The following is a 15,053-nucleotide window of genomic DNA, read 5'->3' as shown; positions in this document are numbered from 1 at the left end:
CTCCAACGCAGTTGTCTGAGTTGCCGTTCCCGTTGCTGCGGTAGCCTGCCACAATGGCCGCGGCGATCAACTCCACTCTGGGCAACGCACTCAGCGAGGGCACCCCGTCGTTCTCGTTCGAGTTCTTTCCACCCAAGACCGATGAGGGTGAATACCGACTGTGGCAGGCGATTCGTGAGTTGGAATCGTTCCACCCGACCTTTGTCTCGGTAACCTACGGGGCCGGCGGCACCACCCGCGACCGCACCGTACGGGTCACCCAGCGCATCGGGCAGGAAACCACACTGCGACCGGTCGCCCACCTCACCTGCGTCGGTGCTGACCAAGACGAGTTGCACGGGGTCATTGCCGAGTACGCAGCCGCTGGCATCCACAACGTGCTGGCCCTGCGCGGCGATCCGCCCGGCGGGCCCGGAACGCCCTGGCAATCACATCCAGGCGGACTGGACTACGCGGTGGAATTAGTGCGGCTGCTGCGGGAGTTGGGGTCGTTCACCATCGGGGTCGCGGCTTTCCCGGAAGGTCATCCCGAGGCACCCGATCTAGATTTCGACGTTTCGGTGCTTCGCGCCAAACAGGAGGCAGGGGCCGAGTTCGCCGTCACCCAGTTCTTCTTCGACGCAGCCGACTACTTGCGCCTACGCGATCGCGCCGTTGCCGCTGGCGTGACGATCCCGATCATTCCCGGCATCATGCCGGTGACGAACCTGGGTCAGATCAAGCGGTTCGCACAGTTGTCTGGTGCTGCCTTTCCCGAGCAGTTGGCTGCACAATTCGAACGAATCAGCGAGGATGCACCAGCCGTGGCCCAGTTGGGGGTCTCATTGGCCACGGCCATGTGCCAAAACTTGCTGGCAGAAGGTGCACCGGGACTTCACTTCTACACGCTCAACCGATCACAGGCGACGAAGAGCATCTACACCGCATTGGGACTACACCCGCAGTAGTCGTGGGTTGTGGGACAAGGCAACCGGAATGACCGTGCTTGTGCTGCAGCACGTTGATCAAGAGGGACCGGGTCGGATTGCTACCGCCCTTGCGGCTGCGGGCCACCAGATTGTGGTTCTCCGCCCGGATGCTGGCGACTCGGTGCCCCCGGTGCCGGGAGACTACTCCGGTGTTGTCGTGCTGGGTGGTCCGATGGGGTTAGCGGATGCCGACGATCTGCCTTTCCTGCGAGCCGAGCAGCTGCTTGTGGCGGAGTGCGTTCTGGCTGGCGTGCCAGTCCTCGGGGTGTGTTTGGGCGCGCAACTGCTGGCCGCGGCGCTGGGCAGTGCCATCCGCACCGGGGGTGAATGGGAGTTGGGTTGGCATCCCGTTCACCTGGCCGCCGCAGCCGAACAAGACCAACTCTTTGCTGATCTGCCCGCAGCCATCCCGGCGCTGCACTGGCACCGTGACCGATTCGACTTGCCGCCAGGAGCGGTCGGACTCGCCTCCTCTGCCACGACCGGTGTGCAGGCGTTTCGGTTTGGAAAAAGTGCCTACGGGCTGTTGTTTCATTTAGAGGCTGATGACGGGCAGGTTTCAGCGATGGCGGCGGCCTTTCCCGGCGATGTCATCGCTGCTGGCAAGTCACCCGAACAACTCCACGACCCACAACGACAACACGCGGCGACGCAGATTGCCAGTCACGTGTTCGGGGCCTGGGCGGGGCTTGTCGACAATCGGGACGCCAGGCCGTTGTAGAACAGCCAACCAGTAGGTGTCGCGGAGTGCCGAGACTGTTGTCTCGACTGCAGGTGTATGGCAGGGTCGGGCCATGAGATCAGCGCTGCGCACCACTACCTTTGGGCTCGCTGGCATCCTTGCCACCACCCTTGTTGTCGGCGGCTTGGCCGCACCGATTGCGGTTGCTGCGCCACCCGGAGCCCCCGGCAAGATCAGCAAGCTAAAGACCGCGAAAATCCAAAAGAAGAAAGCCACCATTAAGTGGCGCACTCCCGCTGGTGGCAAGCACCCGGTCACGGCCTTCCGCAGCCGCATCAAGAAAAACGGCGAGTGGAAGAAGTGGAAAAAGCAAAAAGCTGGCAGCGGCAACAAGCATTCGCGCACTTTCAAGAAACTCAACTCCGGTACCGAGTACACCGTGCAGGTGCGGGCGGTGAACAAGAAGGGATCCGGGCCGAAGAAGCCGATCACCTTCGCTACCAAGGGCGGCGATCAGACGTCCAAGAGTTACCAGGAGTTGATGCAAGACGTCATCATCAACGCAGATCTGTGGAGTAAACAGCCAAAGATGTTGGCGGCTGGGCTTGGCTTCACCAACATCATTGGCGTGCCCGGGCTAGATGCCAGCAATCCAGCGTTGAGTAAGGCATTGCTGCAGCGGATCGGCGGTGCGTGGAATGACCCGCAGTGCTCGACCACCGACATCCCACTCGTTGCCTACACCTCGGCAAATACTCCGGAGCAGATCTACAACTCTTTCGGCAAAGAGGTGTACTACGCCGACGGACTACCGATCGAGTTCACCTGGCCGGTGTTGCCCAGCACCGTTGGTCCGACTGACTTCGCGGTGGAGTTGAACGATGGCAGCATCGTTACTCCCGAAGCGGCATCGATCATGCCGAACTTCGAGTACAACGAGCGGGCGGTAGTGGTGATCTTCGGCTACTACGGCAATCGGATCCCGCAGGATCAGCCCGGCGCGTTGTACCCAGTCAAGATTTCCGTCGTGGGTGACAAGACGCCAATGAAGCTGGTTGGTCCCGGAAACAAGATCGTGCCTGCGGTCGGGATGTCTGTCGACGCCCCCGGTTCGCCCTACGTCGCAGACGACAGCATCGTGGCGGACCGCAAAGGGCCGCGACTCGTGGGCGCAAAGTTGAACGTGATGGACACGGCAGGGGAGGGTGGTCCACAGATCTTCGGCAATGGAATTCTGCCCAATGATGGTGCCGCCCTCTACGGCGATCGCGCGGAGTATCGACTCCGGGTCTTCACCACCGGCGGCATGACAGCCGATGGAGTTCGGGGACTACATCCAGACGAATACGAAAGCTTCTTCCGAGTCAACGCCACCGCGCCCGGTGGGGGTGCGATATCACTCACCCAAGTCGGCGTGGACTACCAAGTGGCCGGCGGCACGCTGCGAGTCGAGGGTCTAGCTGATCTGGGGCTGAAGCAAGACTCGTATGACGACTGCTATGTGGAGGATAAGGACAACCAAATCGACATCATCTTGTCTGGTGATCGGACCGCTGCGGAGTCCATCACAACCGTGGAAATCCCCGGCACCGACGGCTACGGCCCGCTCTACAACCCCGGCGGCCCCGGCAACCAGCCATTCCCCGGTTGGTTGTATTCCTCGGCCTCGCCACCGATCACCCAAGATGTGACGATCGCGCTAGACGATCCGATGACGGTGACTTATCAGGCCGACTAGCGCCAGTTAGTTGGTGAAGGTGCGGGCGTCCGAGTCACCGGCGCGAGGAGTTGACATGGATGGCGTCAACTGCAGCCTCGGTAGTGGAACCCGTTGCGCTAGTCGATGAACAACTTCGGGCGGTGGACACTGAACAGCGGGCAACGAAGGAATCGGGGTATCCAACGAGCTCGCTACGCCACTACGGCGTGACCGTACCTGAAATTGGGGCTGTCGTTCGTCCCATAGCCAAGCAGGTGGCAGGTCACGATCAGTTGGTGCAGCTAGTCACCATGCTCGGGGATGAACCGCGAGATGAGCCAGGCCACGAGCGGCGATTCGCTGCTGCAGTCCTGATAGCGCAACGTCTCGACCTGCTGAGTGTTGCCGACACAGTACTCATCGAACGACTCGTCGGGGAGTCGGAGACATGGGCGCTAGTGGACACGTTGGTTCCCCAGCAGGTGGGACCGAGCTGAACGATTCCGGTCTAGCGGATGCGTCGCTTGACCGGGACTTTGGCGCCGGGCCCCACTGAGTTGACGGCACGGACCTGAACTTTGACCTTGCTGCCACTGGGGAGTTTGCGTAACCGGTTCAGAGTCTTCCTGGCCTTACCATTCTCGGTGCCGAACTTCATGGAGCGCCAAGATTGCCAAGGGCTCTTGTTGCCGTCCACCTTGCTGCGCAGCCTGAACTGATAGCCGGTGACGGCACTTGTACCCACAGACTTCGGCGCCCGCGCCACCAGCACGTACTTCGTCTTGCCACGTTTGCGAGTGACCTTGAGTTTCGCCCGAGATACCTTCCCCGGTGATCCCGCCGCTGGGCCATTACCTGGGGAGCCGCTGGTTCCATCGGGGTTCTTGCCGCTTCCCGGGTTGCCGCCGGTGCCGGGATTTACTTTTGCTCGCTTCATCAGATCTTGCAGGAGTGCGGTTTTATCCGGGTGGGTAGTGGTCCAGTCATCGGTGAGGATTCCGCCGGTATCGCCGGAGTTGGGATTCCAGGACCAGTAGGTCCAGTGCATGCCCTTATCGGCGAGGTAGTTCGCGAATTGGCGGATCCAGCGGCCCTCGGTGGTGTCTGTACCGACGTTCTTGGCGCCGAACTCGCCAATCAGGATGGGGGCGGTGTTGCTGTCGTGCAGGTAGCCGAAGCCAGTGTCCCACCGCTGGGTGAGAATGTCGGCCATGTTGGGGTCAGAAAACCAGGGCTGATCATGCACACCGGGGCCGTATTCGTGCGGGGAGTACACCAGTCGGTTGCCGACGCTGAGTCGCACGGGGTGGCTTGCGGCACCTTCGAGGTTGCCACCCCACCAATGGCGATCCAACTGTTGTCCGGGAGCCGGTCCTTCGATGCCCTCCACGATGATCAGTTTATTGGGTGCGATTGCCAAAGCGGCGTTGCCGGCGCGTTCGGCAGCACGCCGCCAGTCGGTGGCTTTGCCGTCGCCCCAGGTGGCGGAACCGTGGGGTTCGTTTTTCAGGTCGAACCCGATCACGTTCTTGGTATCGCGGTAGCGGCGGGCGAGGTCTTTCCAGGTGTTGACCCAGTCGGTTTCGGTGAATCCGTCTTGCCCGTACCAGAGGTCGTACATGAATCCGTCGTCTGCTTGCGAGTGGTTATCCAAGATGATCATTAACCCGTAGTCACCAGCGGCAGTGATGACGGCATCCATGACTTGTCGTGGCGTCCGACCTTGCAGTTCCTCGTTGCGGCCACCGCCATAGTCGATACCGCTGGTGGCGGTGGAGCGCAATGCCGCCAAAGAGAACGGTAACCGGATGGTATTGAACCCCAACCCGGCGATCTGGGCGAGCATGTCGCGGTAGTCGCGTGACCACAATCCGTGCGGGGCATGGGCGGCAGTTTCCATGCCGAACCAGTTCACCCCCTGCAAGATCACCGGCCGGCCGTCAGCAGCCACAATCTGATTCCCACTAGTGCGTAGCGGCAAGGCCGGCAGATCCGACTCTGCTCGAGCGGGTGCGGCGGCTCCCTGGGTGGTGGCTGCGACGAGTCCGAGCCCAAGCGCGAAAGCCAACGCAAGTACTAGAGCCCGGATTCGCGGTTGTGTTCCGGTAAGTCCAATAGTCATGACCACATCCCTGTTCGATGTCGGTGTTTGTCGAAAAGACTGATCGCCCGCTCGAGTCATTCCTACGACTCAGTGCAGTCCCACTTGGTTCCTGCGATTTACCTGAAATCCACTGCATGTCGTAATCTGCGCCACCCGTTGCCACCACAATCTGCTGCCTGATATCAGGAGCTGGCACTTCAGGCTGCGAGATGACTGCCGCTGTCATTCGTGGGGAGGGCAGGTTAATGAATCATGACAAGCAGGAGGGAGCGGGCCGCAATCCGGCTATGGTGAAACTGATCGATACGAGTCGAGGACGCGGTAGTGATGACGCAAGAGTTGGACGAAACTCCGCTGGTGGTGGTGGCGAATCGCCTACCGGTGGAGTTTGACCATGAAGCCGGTGACTGGCGGGCCGCTCCCGGCGGCTTGGTGACTGCAATGGAGTCGGTACTCCGTCATCGTAGAGCGCTATGGATTGGCTGGAATGGCATCTTCAGCGATGAGGCAGACACCGTCCCACCGCTGCCGGCAGCGACAGGTGAACTCGAACTAGATGAGGTGCCGCTCAGTCGAGCGGAAATCGAGGGCTACTACGAGGGGTGCTCGAACGGAGCTATTTGGCCGCTCTACCACGACGCCATCGTTCCGCCCGTCTATCACCGCACCCAGTTCGAGTCGTATCGCAGAGTCAATGAGAAGTTCGCTCGCCGAATCGCGGAAGTGGCGCCGCAGCATTCACAGGTGTGGGTACATGACTACCAGTTGCAGTTGCTGCCCAAGATGTTGCGCGCGCTGCGGCCTGATCTGAAAATTGGGTATTTCCTACATATCCCCTTCCCCCCGGTCGAGGTTTTCAGTCAACTCCCGTGGCGGCGACAAGTCCTGGAAGGCCTGCTTGGAGCCGATCTGGTGGGTTTTCAGACCAAGGAAGCGGCGCTGAATTTCCTGCGGTTGGTGCGCAGATTTGTGGCACTCCGACCCGGTGGCGATCGTGTCGTCGTTGACGAGTTGAACGGGCCGCGGACGGTGCGGGTAGATGCATTCCCCATCGGCATCCGGGCGATGGACTTCGCCGACCTGGCGGCGAGTCCAGAAGTTCAGGCCCGGGCAGCTGAGATTCGTAGCGATCTTGGTGATCCCGATGTCCTGCTATTGGGTATTGACCGACTCGATTACACCAAGGGCATCGACGTCCGCATCAGGGCGGTGACCGAACTGCTGGAAGACAACGAGCTGGATCCGGAAAAGACCGTCTTTGTCCAAGTGGCCACACCGAGTCGTGAAAATGTGGAGGAGTACCAGCGAATCCGTGACGATGTTGAACTACTGGTGAGCCGAGCGAACGGTGATCTGGGATCGCTGGGCACCACCCCCGTCCAGTACCTCCACCAGACGCTGACGCGCACGGAACTCGTCGCCATGTACTCCACCGCGGACGTCATGTTGGTTACCCCGTTACGAGATGGCATGAACTTGGTCTGCAAGGAGTACGTGGCCTGTCGTTACAACGAGGACGGGGCGCTGGTTCTCAGCGAGTTCACCGGTGCCGCCAATCAATTGGGCGATTCCTGGCTAGTGAACCCGTTTGATATTGATGGCGTGAAACGCAGCATCATTGATGCGGTCCGAGCGGATCCGGCAGAGGCACATCGCAGAATGCTGGCCCTACGGCACGCTGTCTTCGAAGACGATGTGGAACGTTGGGCAACTAACTTCCTGACGCAACTGGAGGACTAGCCGTGACATTGCCGGAGTCGCTGCGCCAAGCGATCTCGCGGGCCGCGGCATCGCCTCGACTGCTGTCGTGCTGGGATTTTGACGGAACCCTCGCCCCGATCGTGTCCGACCCGCAGGCAGCTCGACCATTGCCTGGCGCGGTGTCATTGCTGCAGCGGCTCGCAGAGCTACCGGACACTGAAGTGGCGCTGTTGTCGGGTCGGGCTCGCGCAGATTTGGCTCGGCTATCCGGAGTGGTCGATCCAATCCTGCAGATTGGTTGTCATGGCGCGGAACTTCCCGCACAGCTCACCGGATCTGCTGCTAGTGGCGACGCGGACCTGCTGCAGCGAGTAGTGGCCGCCGTCGGACAGATCACGACCGGAGCCACTGGATCATTACTGGAGACCAAACCGGTCAGTGTGGCGGTGCACGTCCGCAACGTCGCCGATCGGCAGCAAGCCCAGCAAATCACCGAGGAAGTGATTGCCGGACCGGGGTCATGGTCAGGGGTGCACATCACCACTGGCAAGGAAGTGGTGGAACTGTCGGTAGCCCGTGGGGACAAAGGGGCTGCGATTTCACTACTACGGCAACGATTCAATGTAGATCTGGTGACGTTCATCGGTGACGATGTGACCGACGAACGAGGTTTTGCCGTTCTGTCGGCTCATGATCTGGGCATCAAAGTGGGGGAGGGCGACACTGCCGCATCATTCCGAGTGGCCACTCCAGACGAGGTGATGGCAGTTCTGGAATTACTGCTCAAGCAGCGCAGCGAGTCAGTTACTGGCTAGTTGATCGGCGCCGCAGGGAATTTCGGCCCAGATCGTCTTCGTATGGGCGCCGACTTCCCAACCCCAGTTCGAACTGAGTGCCGCAACCAGGTGCAGTCCCCGACCGCCGGGTTCGGTGTCACCTGGTGCGCGGGTCTCGGGTAGTGCTTCTACTTGCTCGTCGTGAACCTCGATACGGAGCAAACTGCCGGACACTCGCAGATGGAGCGACACCTCGCCAATTCCGTGAGTTGCTGCATTGGTCACCAGTTCCGATGCGATCAGGAGCGCATCATCCAGGCAGGAAGACAGTTGCCAGTCCGTCAACGCGTTGCGCACCGCGTCGCGGGCTTGCCGAGCCGCGAGGTCGCTTTCGCTCAGGGTGAGGTGACGGTCCATGCCGGTGGGATACCCCGGTGCGGGGCCAGTAAACCTCGGCGGCGGGTCATCGCCGTTATTCACCCGATTGCCGGAGGAAGCGGTCGAGCAGTTCTGCGAGTGCTGCTGGCGTCTCGACGGCGGGGCTGTGGGCGGCCTCGGGGATAACCACCGCGGGACTTCCGAGTTGGAGGGCCATGAGCGCCATCTCGTCAGGGTGCCACGACGTGTCGTCGTATTCACCATAAGCCACTAAGCAGGGCAGGCCAGCGGTCACGACTTGGGCGAGGTCAGCGGTGCGATCCGGACAGCGGGTCAAGGCCCGTGCCATGGCATAGAGCGCTCCCGGTGAGCTGATGATCCAGCGCGTGTGCAGGAACTCGGCAATCTCAGCGGGTGGGGCGGGTACCCCATCAGCTCGCTCTAGTTCGGTTTTTGCCTGCCAGATCTGCTCCATGGTCAGTTCCGGGATCACCGACATCAGCAGCGCCAACCGATTGTGATGACGTTCTGGCAGCGCGCCGGGTCCGGAGTTGAGCAGGGTCAGGCTGTGAAAAGGTTCGGCGTCCGCAAGGACGGCTTCCCTGCTCACCAATCCGCCGAACGAATGGCCCAGCAGATGCACTCCACCAGCATGGCGGGCGAGGTCCAAGACATCGCGTCCCCAGCCGGTGAGAGAGAAGCTACGGTCTTCGGCTGGCCCGGTGCTTTGATACTGGCCGTGTTGATCGATGGCCCAACTCGACCAACCCCGTTCCGCCATCAGGGGGAGCAACGGCAAGAAATCTTCCTTGCTACCGGTGAATCCGGGCACCATTAAAATATCCGGCAGTGGGGCCTCGCCCGAGCGCAAAGCGGCCAATTCACCGGTGTGTGTCGTGACCGTTAGCGGTTCGACACCAGAAGGTAATCGCAATGAGGGTGGGATACTCATGAAAAGCAGAATATGATCAGCGATGGAGGGTTTGTCGGACCGACCCTTTTGCAGGTCCGGCGCACGTGAGGGGTAAGCAGATATGACGCGAATAATCGCTGTCGCCAACCAGAAAGGCGGGGTGGCCAAAACCACCACCGTCGCTTCCATCGGCGCCGCTTTGGCTGAGCAGGGTCAGAAGGTGCTGGTAGTGGATCTGGATCCGCAAGCATGTTTGACCTTCTCACTGGGTTTGGATCCAGAGACCCTGGATATGAGCCTGCATGACGTGCTGCTGGAGCGGGTCGGCGCCGGGATGGTGGTGACCCCCACCGATGACGGCATGGACCTGCTGCCCGCCACGATCGATCTGGCTGGTACCGAAGCGCACCTACTGACCCGAACTGGCCGGGAGCACACACTGCGGCTGGCCCTTGAGGACATTGCCAGTGACTATGGCTATGTCATTTTCGACTGCTCGCCCTCTCTCGGAGTACTCACGATCAATGCGCTGACCGCTGCAGATGAGGTCCTGATTCCGCTGCAATGCGAGACCCTGTCCCATCGCGGGGTCGGTCAACTATTAGATACCGTCAAGGACGTCCAGCGGCTCACTAACCCGAAACTGCGGGTGCTAGGGGTACTCCCGACGTTGTTTGATGCCCGCACCAATCACTCCCGTGCGGTCATTGAGGACATTGGTGAACGTTACGATTTGCCGGTGCTGGACCCGCCGATTGCGAAGTCGATTCGGTTCGCTGAGGCTCCGGCACAAGGCCGCTCGGTGCTGTCGACGGCCAAGCGTGCCCGAGGGGCGGAGGCCTACCGCACCCTAGCCCGCAATTTGATTGATTCCGAGGGGGACCGCTGATGACTGCCTCCTCCTTCGATCGAGTGCGCCGTCGTAATCTCGAAGAGCGCGACAGCCTCATCGAAAACGGTGAGGTGCGAGTACCTGATCGAGAAGGAAAGCGGGCGCTGTTTTCTGCGGCCCCGGAGCCACCCACCTTCGGGTCGGTCGCCATCACCTGTACCAAGTGCGAAGGGCGCACGGTGGTTAGCTGGAGTGGAGCGCTGAAGTTGGCGTTCCCGAGTATCCCGGCGATTGCGCCCGGATCCGGGGTGCGGATGTGGTTGAAGTGCCCAGCGTGCAAACAGCGCAGCTGGGTCAGTCTGTCACTGACCCACTGACCCACTGACCCACTGACCCACTGACCCACTCGCCGGCAGCCTACTCATCTCGGCGGCCACAGAGCAGGAGTTACTGATCCTTGGGCACCGGTGAGGATGCACTTTCCGATCCCGAGTACCGGCGGCGCCGCTTCCGGTTGCGCTTCGGCTTACTGCCCGAACCCTCACCCTGGTTACCAGCACCGCTGCTCTGAGTCGCCGACTTATTGTTACCGGACTTTTCCGAGTTCCCGTTTCCGCCTTGGCCACCGGATTTTCCGCCACCGGAGCGGTTCCGATTTCGGTTCCGGTTTCGGCCCCCCTGACCCTGGTTGCGGTTGCCCCCGCCGGAGTTGTCCGACTTCTTCGGTCCGCGTCCAGTCTCACCGAGATCCTCGATCTCTTCCGCGGCTAGGCCAGCGCGGATGCGATTCTGCTTCGGCAGCGTGCCAGTAGCTTCCTTGGGAATTCCCAGGCCGGTGAAGATGTGATCGGAGGTGGAGTAGGTCTCGATGGGCTCCGCGAACGGAAGTCGAAGCGCCCGGTCAATCATCGCCCAGCGGGCCATGTCCTCCCAATCCACCAACGTGACCGCGACCCCGGATGAGCCGGCGCGCCCGGTGCGGCCGATGCGGTGCACGTAGGTCTTTTCGTCGTCGGGACATTCGTAGTTGATGACGTGGGAGACGTTATCAATGTCGATACCGCGAGCGGCGACGTCGGTGGCAGCCAGGATGTCGATCTTGCCGCTGCGGAAGGCACGTAGCGCCTGTTCCCGAGCTCCCTGGCCGAGGTCACCATGCAGCGAGCCCACGGCGAAGCCCCGTTCGGTGAGATCGTCCACGATGCGCTGGGCCCGTCGCTTGGTTCGACTGAAGATGATCACCAACTGCCGGTCCTTCGCTTGAAGTACTCGAGCGACGACCTCCATTTTGTCCATCGGGTGAGCACGCCAGACGTGCTGCTCGATGGCGTCTACGGTGGCCGCCTCATCATGGATGTCGATCGCCCGGATGTGGGTCGGCTTATCCATGTAGCGGCGGGCCAGAGACACGATTTGGCCGGGCATGGTGGCGGAGAACAGCATTGTTTGCCGCTCCGTTGACACGTTGGACACGATCTTCTCAACGTCAGGGAGGAAGCCCATATCTAGCATTTCATCGGCCTCATCGAGAACGAGGTAGCGCACAGCCGATAGGTCGAGATGGCGCTGCTGAACCAGATCGATCAATCGCCCGGGTGTTCCCACCACGACATCGATTCCCTTGACCAAGGCTTCAATCTGCGGCTCGTATGCCCGACCACCGTAAATGGTAAGCACTCGGACGTTACGCACGCTGCCGGCCTGTTCGATGTCTTTGGCAACCTGAATCGCCAGTTCGCGAGTGGGAACGACGATCAACGCCTGTGGTCGCACCTGCGGCGCGTCACTTTCACCCGGAGCAATCAGCCCCTGCACGATCGGCACTGAGAAGCCGAGAGTCTTGCCGGTGCCGGTTTTAGCTTGACCTATCAGGTCGGCTCCGCCAAGGGCTAGCGGCAGGGTTTGCGCTTGAATGGGGAAGGCGCGCTCGATACCTGCATCTGCCAGCGCGCGCACGGTTTCTTCGCGCACGCCCAGCTCAGCAAAGGTGGGTTGTTCTTCAATGGTGGGTTTGTCTTCCGACACATGTTCTCCGAAAATCGTGGGGCGCCGGCCTGTCCGGCGAGAAGACGTCTCGCGTGGATATTTGATCCGCGGTAGCGGCGCTGTTAGGCCTAGTCTACGCCGTTCGCCATACCGGGGGCTGAGATGGCTAGGCTGCTGCCATGTCACCCACCCCAGATGACCCTGCTGTCCTCGATTTGTTGGGCCTAATTGCCTGCGGGGAGTTGTTTGCTTTCGAGAACCTGACCAAGGACTCCGCGCTGTCTGCCAGCTTGTCTGCCAAGGCCCAACTGGGAGCTATCGCCTGTGGCGAGTTCGCCCATTTCACCCAAGTGCGGGATCGCATTGTGGCGCTCGGTGGCGATCCAGATGAATTGGTTAACAGTTACATCCCGATTCTGGCGGAGTTTCACAACAACACCGCGCCCAGGGATCTGCTGGAAGGGCTGCTGAAGGTGTATGTCGGTGATGGCATCGCGGCCGACTTCGGGCGAGAGATTGCCCAGTTGGTGGACCCTGACACGAAGGCATTCATTGATGAGGTCCTGTCGGGCAACGGTCAGGGCGAGTTCGTCGTTCCCTACGTTCAGCAGGCGCTGTCGGAGGATCCTGGTGCAGCCGGCCGACTGGCGTTGTGGGGGCGACGGCTCATGGGGGAGGCGTTGGCGCAGGCGCAGCGGGTGGCGGCTGATCGGCCAGCGCTTGCGCAACTAGTGATCGGTGGCGTTGGTTCTGACGGTGCCGGGCTGGCAGATTTCAGCAACATGTTGGCGAGGCTGACGGAGCGGCACAGTGAACGGATGGTCAGTCTGGGGCTGACCCCCTGAGCGCACCCGGGAAAATGCTGCCGGTTACAGGGTTGCGCGTGGGTAGTTCTTCCGAGCTGGGCGATGGCTGACTAGCCCGCGCCAAAGCCGACGCGCGGCTTGCTGGGAGCGCCTAGTTCCACATACGCCAGTTTGTCGCCTGGAATCAGCAACTTGGCACCGTGGACGTCGGTGATTTCCACTAGTCCGCCGGCGGTCAGACCATCCTGAACCGCCTTCTCCACTCCGGCTGGGTCACCGCTTTCCAGTACGAGTTCGCGAGCGGCGTGCTGCACTCCGATGCGAACTTCGACGCGCTCGCCGGTGCTGGCTTTGGCGCTGGAACGGCTAGTGGTCCTTTTACGGGTGGTCATGAGGTTGCTCCTATTGTTCCGGGTTGGGGTTCTTGGGGAAACCAGAAATGCCACGCCAGGCGAGAGAGGCCAGCAGTGAGCCAGCGTCAGGTCGGGCGATGGTGTGTGGGTTGCGCAGCCACTGTCGGGCGGCAGTTTGCGCGAGTCCGATGAGACCGAATGCCAGCAGGGTGGATTCTTCCGCCGACAGCCCGGTGTCTTCTGCGATGACTTGGGAAACCAGCTGGGCGCACTCTGCGTTGACGCTTTCCATCCGGTCACGGACAGCGGGCAGGTTCACCAGATCGGATTCAAAGACTAGGCGATAGACGCCATCGTCGCGGGCCATGAAACCGAGGTAGGCATCCATAGTCGCCGCGACTCGGCTGCGGTTGTCCGGGCTGGACTGAAGTCCCTTACCCACCGCTGCTAGTACATCTTCCACTCCCTCGTCGAGAACGGCGAGGTACAACTCTTGTTTGGAGCTGAAGTGCTGGTAGAGCACGGGTTTGGTGACTCCGGCGCGTCGCGCGATGTCGTCCATGGCTGCTGAGTGATAGCCGGAGTCGACAAATACTTCCCGTGCGGCCTGCAGCAATGACTCGCGGCGCTCGCCGCGGGGTAGTCGAACAGCCCGTCCGGGTGTGGTGGTCACTTGGCTATCTTACTCGCCAGTAACAAGTTGTTCCGCTTTGCCGTGGCTTTGGCCCGGTTTGCTACTCCCGGAGCGGGCGATAGCGTGACCTCATGTCCGATGAGCAGTCGCTAGTCCAACCACCACCGGTCACAGAAGAGTGGCTGGCCAATCGAATGGTCTCGGTGCGACGGGTTGACCGAGGTGGTGCGCCGGCCGTCTTCGTGCATGGATTGGGCGGTTCTGCCCTGAACTGGACCGACTTGGGGCAGTTGATGGCAGGGCGGTTGGATTCCTGGGCGATCGACCTGCCTGGCTTCGGATGGTCGCCGCCACCGCGTGACGGCAACTATTCCATGCCCGGGCACGCCTCGGCGGTGCGTGACTTGATCACCGAGCGAATCGGCTCGCCCGTCCACCTGTTCGGCAACTCGATGGGTGGTGCGATATCGGTGCTGCTCGCTGCGCGTCATCCCGAGTTGATCCGTAGCCTGACGCTCATTTCACCGGCCTTGCCGGGTGGTCGGATCACCAAGAACAACGTGCACCTACCGGTAATTGCAGTTCCCGGTGCCGGGGAGCGTATCGTCTCGCGGTACTTGCAGGTGCCGGCGGATCTTCGAGCGCGCGCCACGGTAGAGGTGTGTTTCGGGGATATGGACCGGATGCATCCACAGCGCATGGACGAGGCTATTGAAGAGGTGAAGCGACGCGACAAGTTGTCCTACCCGGCCGATGCCTTCGCCCGATCCACTCGTGGCCTGGTCCAAGCCATGTTGGGTCGCAAGGGAGTTGATTTGCACGAAGCGGTCAGCAAAGTCACCGCACCCACTCTGCTGCTGTACGGCCGTCGGGACCGGCTGGTCGATCCGCGGAATTCCTCGAAACTTGCGGCCAGCTTCCGAGACGCCCGGGTCGTGGTCATCCCCGATTCTGGGCACGTCGCACAGATGGAGCATCCCGAGATGGTGGCGGGCGTGTGGCGAGATTTGATCGGATCGCCCCGTCCGCAGGTAGCGGCGGAACCGTCATAGCTGCGTCGCTGCCTGGTTGTCATTTCTGGTGTGTCGAAGATGTTTCGTACACTTTCGGTAGTTCCGCGGACCGGTGCACCGCGTACCGACTACCGGACGCCGCTGCGATCTGCGGGTCACGGGAATATTGCCGACTGCGGTGCTGTTGATCTGCAACAGGCGAGGCCGG

Annotated in this window: 16 protein-coding genes; 10 read left to right on the top strand and 6 right to left on the bottom strand. The window is 61.3% G+C overall.

Going from position 1 to position 15,053, the window contains the following annotated elements; genetic code table 11:
• Window positions 1–53 precede the first annotated feature (53 nt).
• The 4 genes from metF to K0U62_05390 all read left to right on the top strand — a co-directional run bounded on the left by metF (window position 54) and on the right by K0U62_05390 (window position 3,846).
• Window positions 54–947, top strand: a complete 894-nt coding sequence (gene metF / locus K0U62_05405) for a methylenetetrahydrofolate reductase [NAD(P)H] (protein ID MCH9800962.1) — start codon at window positions 54–56, stop codon at window positions 945–947.
• A 28-nt stretch (window positions 948–975) separates the two neighbouring features.
• Window positions 976–1,689 (top strand): type 1 glutamine amidotransferase, encoded by a 714-nt coding sequence (locus tag K0U62_05400; GenBank protein MCH9800961.1) that lies wholly within the window; start codon window positions 976–978, stop codon window positions 1,687–1,689.
• 73 nt (window positions 1,690–1,762) lie between these two features.
• Window positions 1,763–3,388: a fibronectin type III domain-containing protein gene (locus K0U62_05395; GenBank protein ID MCH9800960.1), complete on the top strand. Its 1,626-nt coding sequence runs from the start codon at window positions 1,763–1,765 to the stop codon at window positions 3,386–3,388.
• A 59-nt stretch (window positions 3,389–3,447) separates the two neighbouring features.
• Window positions 3,448–3,846: a DNA alkylation repair protein gene (locus tag K0U62_05390; protein ID MCH9800959.1), complete on the top strand. Its 399-nt coding sequence runs from the start codon at window positions 3,448–3,450 to the stop codon at window positions 3,844–3,846.
• An 11-nt stretch (window positions 3,847–3,857) separates the two neighbouring features.
• Here K0U62_05390 and K0U62_05385 read toward each other — a convergent pair whose 3' ends face one another.
• Window positions 3,858–5,471: a glycoside hydrolase family 5 protein gene (locus K0U62_05385; protein ID MCH9800958.1), complete on the bottom strand. Its 1,614-nt coding sequence runs from the start codon at window positions 5,469–5,471 to the stop codon at window positions 3,858–3,860.
• A gap of 309 nt (window positions 5,472–5,780) precedes the next feature.
• Between K0U62_05385 and K0U62_05380 the strand changes: the two genes are divergently transcribed.
• Window positions 5,781–7,193 carry a trehalose-6-phosphate synthase gene (locus tag K0U62_05380; GenBank protein ID MCH9800957.1) on the top strand — a complete coding sequence of 471 codons (1,413 nt, stop codon included), beginning with the start codon at window positions 5,781–5,783 and terminating at the stop codon, window positions 7,191–7,193.
• 2 nt (window positions 7,194–7,195) lie between these two features.
• A complete protein-coding gene (gene otsB / locus K0U62_05375) occupies window positions 7,196–7,969 on the top strand; it encodes a trehalose-phosphatase (GenBank protein ID MCH9800956.1) in 774 nt (257 codons plus the stop codon).
• Here the strand turns inward: otsB and K0U62_05370 are convergent.
• Together K0U62_05370 and K0U62_05365 are read right to left on the bottom strand one after the other, a co-directional pair.
• Window positions 7,955–8,347, bottom strand: coding sequence for an ATP-binding protein (locus K0U62_05370; protein ID MCH9800955.1), 393 nt, complete (start codon window positions 8,345–8,347; stop codon window positions 7,955–7,957). The two genes, otsB and K0U62_05370, sit on opposite strands and share 15 nt — an antisense overlap.
• 55 nt (window positions 8,348–8,402) lie before the next feature.
• Window positions 8,403–9,260: an alpha/beta hydrolase gene (locus K0U62_05365; GenBank protein ID MCH9800954.1), complete on the bottom strand. Its 858-nt coding sequence runs from the start codon at window positions 9,258–9,260 to the stop codon at window positions 8,403–8,405.
• A gap of 82 nt (window positions 9,261–9,342) precedes the next feature.
• On the opposite strand from K0U62_05365, the gene K0U62_05360 reads away from it, so the two are divergent.
• Window positions 9,343–10,110 carry an AAA family ATPase gene (locus K0U62_05360; GenBank protein MCH9800953.1) on the top strand — a complete coding sequence of 256 codons (768 nt, stop codon included), beginning with the start codon at window positions 9,343–9,345 and terminating at the stop codon, window positions 10,108–10,110.
• Window positions 10,110–10,430 carry a hypothetical protein gene (locus K0U62_05355; protein MCH9800952.1) on the top strand — a complete coding sequence of 107 codons (321 nt, stop codon included), beginning with the start codon at window positions 10,110–10,112 and terminating at the stop codon, window positions 10,428–10,430. Before K0U62_05360 ends, K0U62_05355 begins: the two co-directional genes overlap by 1 nt.
• A 70-nt stretch (window positions 10,431–10,500) precedes the next feature.
• Here K0U62_05355 and K0U62_05350 read toward each other — a convergent pair whose 3' ends face one another.
• Window positions 10,501–12,078 carry a DEAD/DEAH box helicase gene (locus K0U62_05350; GenBank protein MCH9800951.1) on the bottom strand — a complete coding sequence of 526 codons (1,578 nt, stop codon included), beginning with the start codon at window positions 12,076–12,078 and terminating at the stop codon, window positions 10,501–10,503.
• Between the two features lie 140 nt (window positions 12,079–12,218).
• On the opposite strand from K0U62_05350, the gene K0U62_05345 reads away from it, so the two are divergent.
• Window positions 12,219–12,884 carry a ferritin-like domain-containing protein gene (locus tag K0U62_05345; protein ID MCH9800950.1) on the top strand — a complete coding sequence of 222 codons (666 nt, stop codon included), beginning with the start codon at window positions 12,219–12,221 and terminating at the stop codon, window positions 12,882–12,884.
• 71 nt (window positions 12,885–12,955) lie between these two features.
• Here the strand turns inward: K0U62_05345 and K0U62_05340 are convergent, their stop codons facing one another.
• Window positions 12,956–13,237 (bottom strand): DUF3107 domain-containing protein, encoded by a 282-nt coding sequence (locus tag K0U62_05340; protein MCH9800949.1) that lies wholly within the window; start codon window positions 13,235–13,237, stop codon window positions 12,956–12,958.
• A 10-nt stretch (window positions 13,238–13,247) separates the two neighbouring features.
• Entirely contained in the window at window positions 13,248–13,871 is a 624-nt protein-coding gene (locus tag K0U62_05335; protein MCH9800948.1) for a TetR/AcrR family transcriptional regulator, read from the bottom strand.
• A 92-nt stretch (window positions 13,872–13,963) separates the two neighbouring features.
• Here K0U62_05335 and K0U62_05330 point away from each other — a divergent pair, with 92 nt between their 5' ends.
• Window positions 13,964–14,884: an alpha/beta hydrolase gene (locus K0U62_05330; protein MCH9800947.1), complete on the top strand. Its 921-nt coding sequence runs from the start codon at window positions 13,964–13,966 to the stop codon at window positions 14,882–14,884.
• Window positions 14,885–15,053 lie beyond the last annotated feature (169 nt).

It is taken from the genome of Actinomycetes bacterium (assembly GCA_022599915.1).
Lineage (GTDB): Bacteria > Actinomycetota > Actinomycetes > S36-B12.
Note: the sequence above shows the minus strand (reverse complement) of the source record. Positions and strands in the feature narration are given on the sequence as shown.

What these genes read in the sequence shown, in the direction of transcription:
- K0U62_05330 (MCH9800947.1), top strand. Translation starts at nt 13,964, where the DNA reads ATGTCCGATGAGCAGTCGCTAGTCCAACCACCACCGGTCACAGAAGAG.
- K0U62_05380 (MCH9800957.1), top strand. Translation starts at nt 5,781, where the DNA reads ATGACGCAAGAGTTGGACGAAACTCCGCTGGTGGTGGTGGCGAATCGC.
- K0U62_05400 (MCH9800961.1), top strand. Translation starts at nt 976, where the DNA reads ATGACCGTGCTTGTGCTGCAGCACGTTGATCAAGAGGGACCGGGTCGG.
- K0U62_05360 (MCH9800953.1), top strand. Translation starts at nt 9,343, where the DNA reads ATGACGCGAATAATCGCTGTCGCCAACCAGAAAGGCGGGGTGGCCAAA.
- K0U62_05345 (MCH9800950.1), top strand. Translation starts at nt 12,219, where the DNA reads ATGTCACCCACCCCAGATGACCCTGCTGTCCTCGATTTGTTGGGCCTA.
- metF (MCH9800962.1), top strand. Translation starts at nt 54, where the DNA reads ATGGCCGCGGCGATCAACTCCACTCTGGGCAACGCACTCAGCGAGGGC.
- K0U62_05355 (MCH9800952.1), top strand. Translation starts at nt 10,110, where the DNA reads ATGACTGCCTCCTCCTTCGATCGAGTGCGCCGTCGTAATCTCGAAGAG.
- K0U62_05370 (MCH9800955.1), bottom strand. Translation starts at nt 8,347, where the DNA reads ATGGACCGTCACCTCACCCTGAGCGAAAGCGACCTCGCGGCTCGGCAA.
- K0U62_05395 (MCH9800960.1), top strand. Translation starts at nt 1,763, where the DNA reads ATGAGATCAGCGCTGCGCACCACTACCTTTGGGCTCGCTGGCATCCTT.
- K0U62_05385 (MCH9800958.1), bottom strand. Translation starts at nt 5,471, where the DNA reads ATGACTATTGGACTTACCGGAACACAACCGCGAATCCGGGCTCTAGTA.
- K0U62_05390 (MCH9800959.1), top strand. Translation starts at nt 3,448, where the DNA reads ATGGCGTCAACTGCAGCCTCGGTAGTGGAACCCGTTGCGCTAGTCGAT.
- K0U62_05365 (MCH9800954.1), bottom strand. Translation starts at nt 9,260, where the DNA reads ATGAGTATCCCACCCTCATTGCGATTACCTTCTGGTGTCGAACCGCTA.
- K0U62_05340 (MCH9800949.1), bottom strand. Translation starts at nt 13,237, where the DNA reads ATGACCACCCGTAAAAGGACCACTAGCCGTTCCAGCGCCAAAGCCAGC.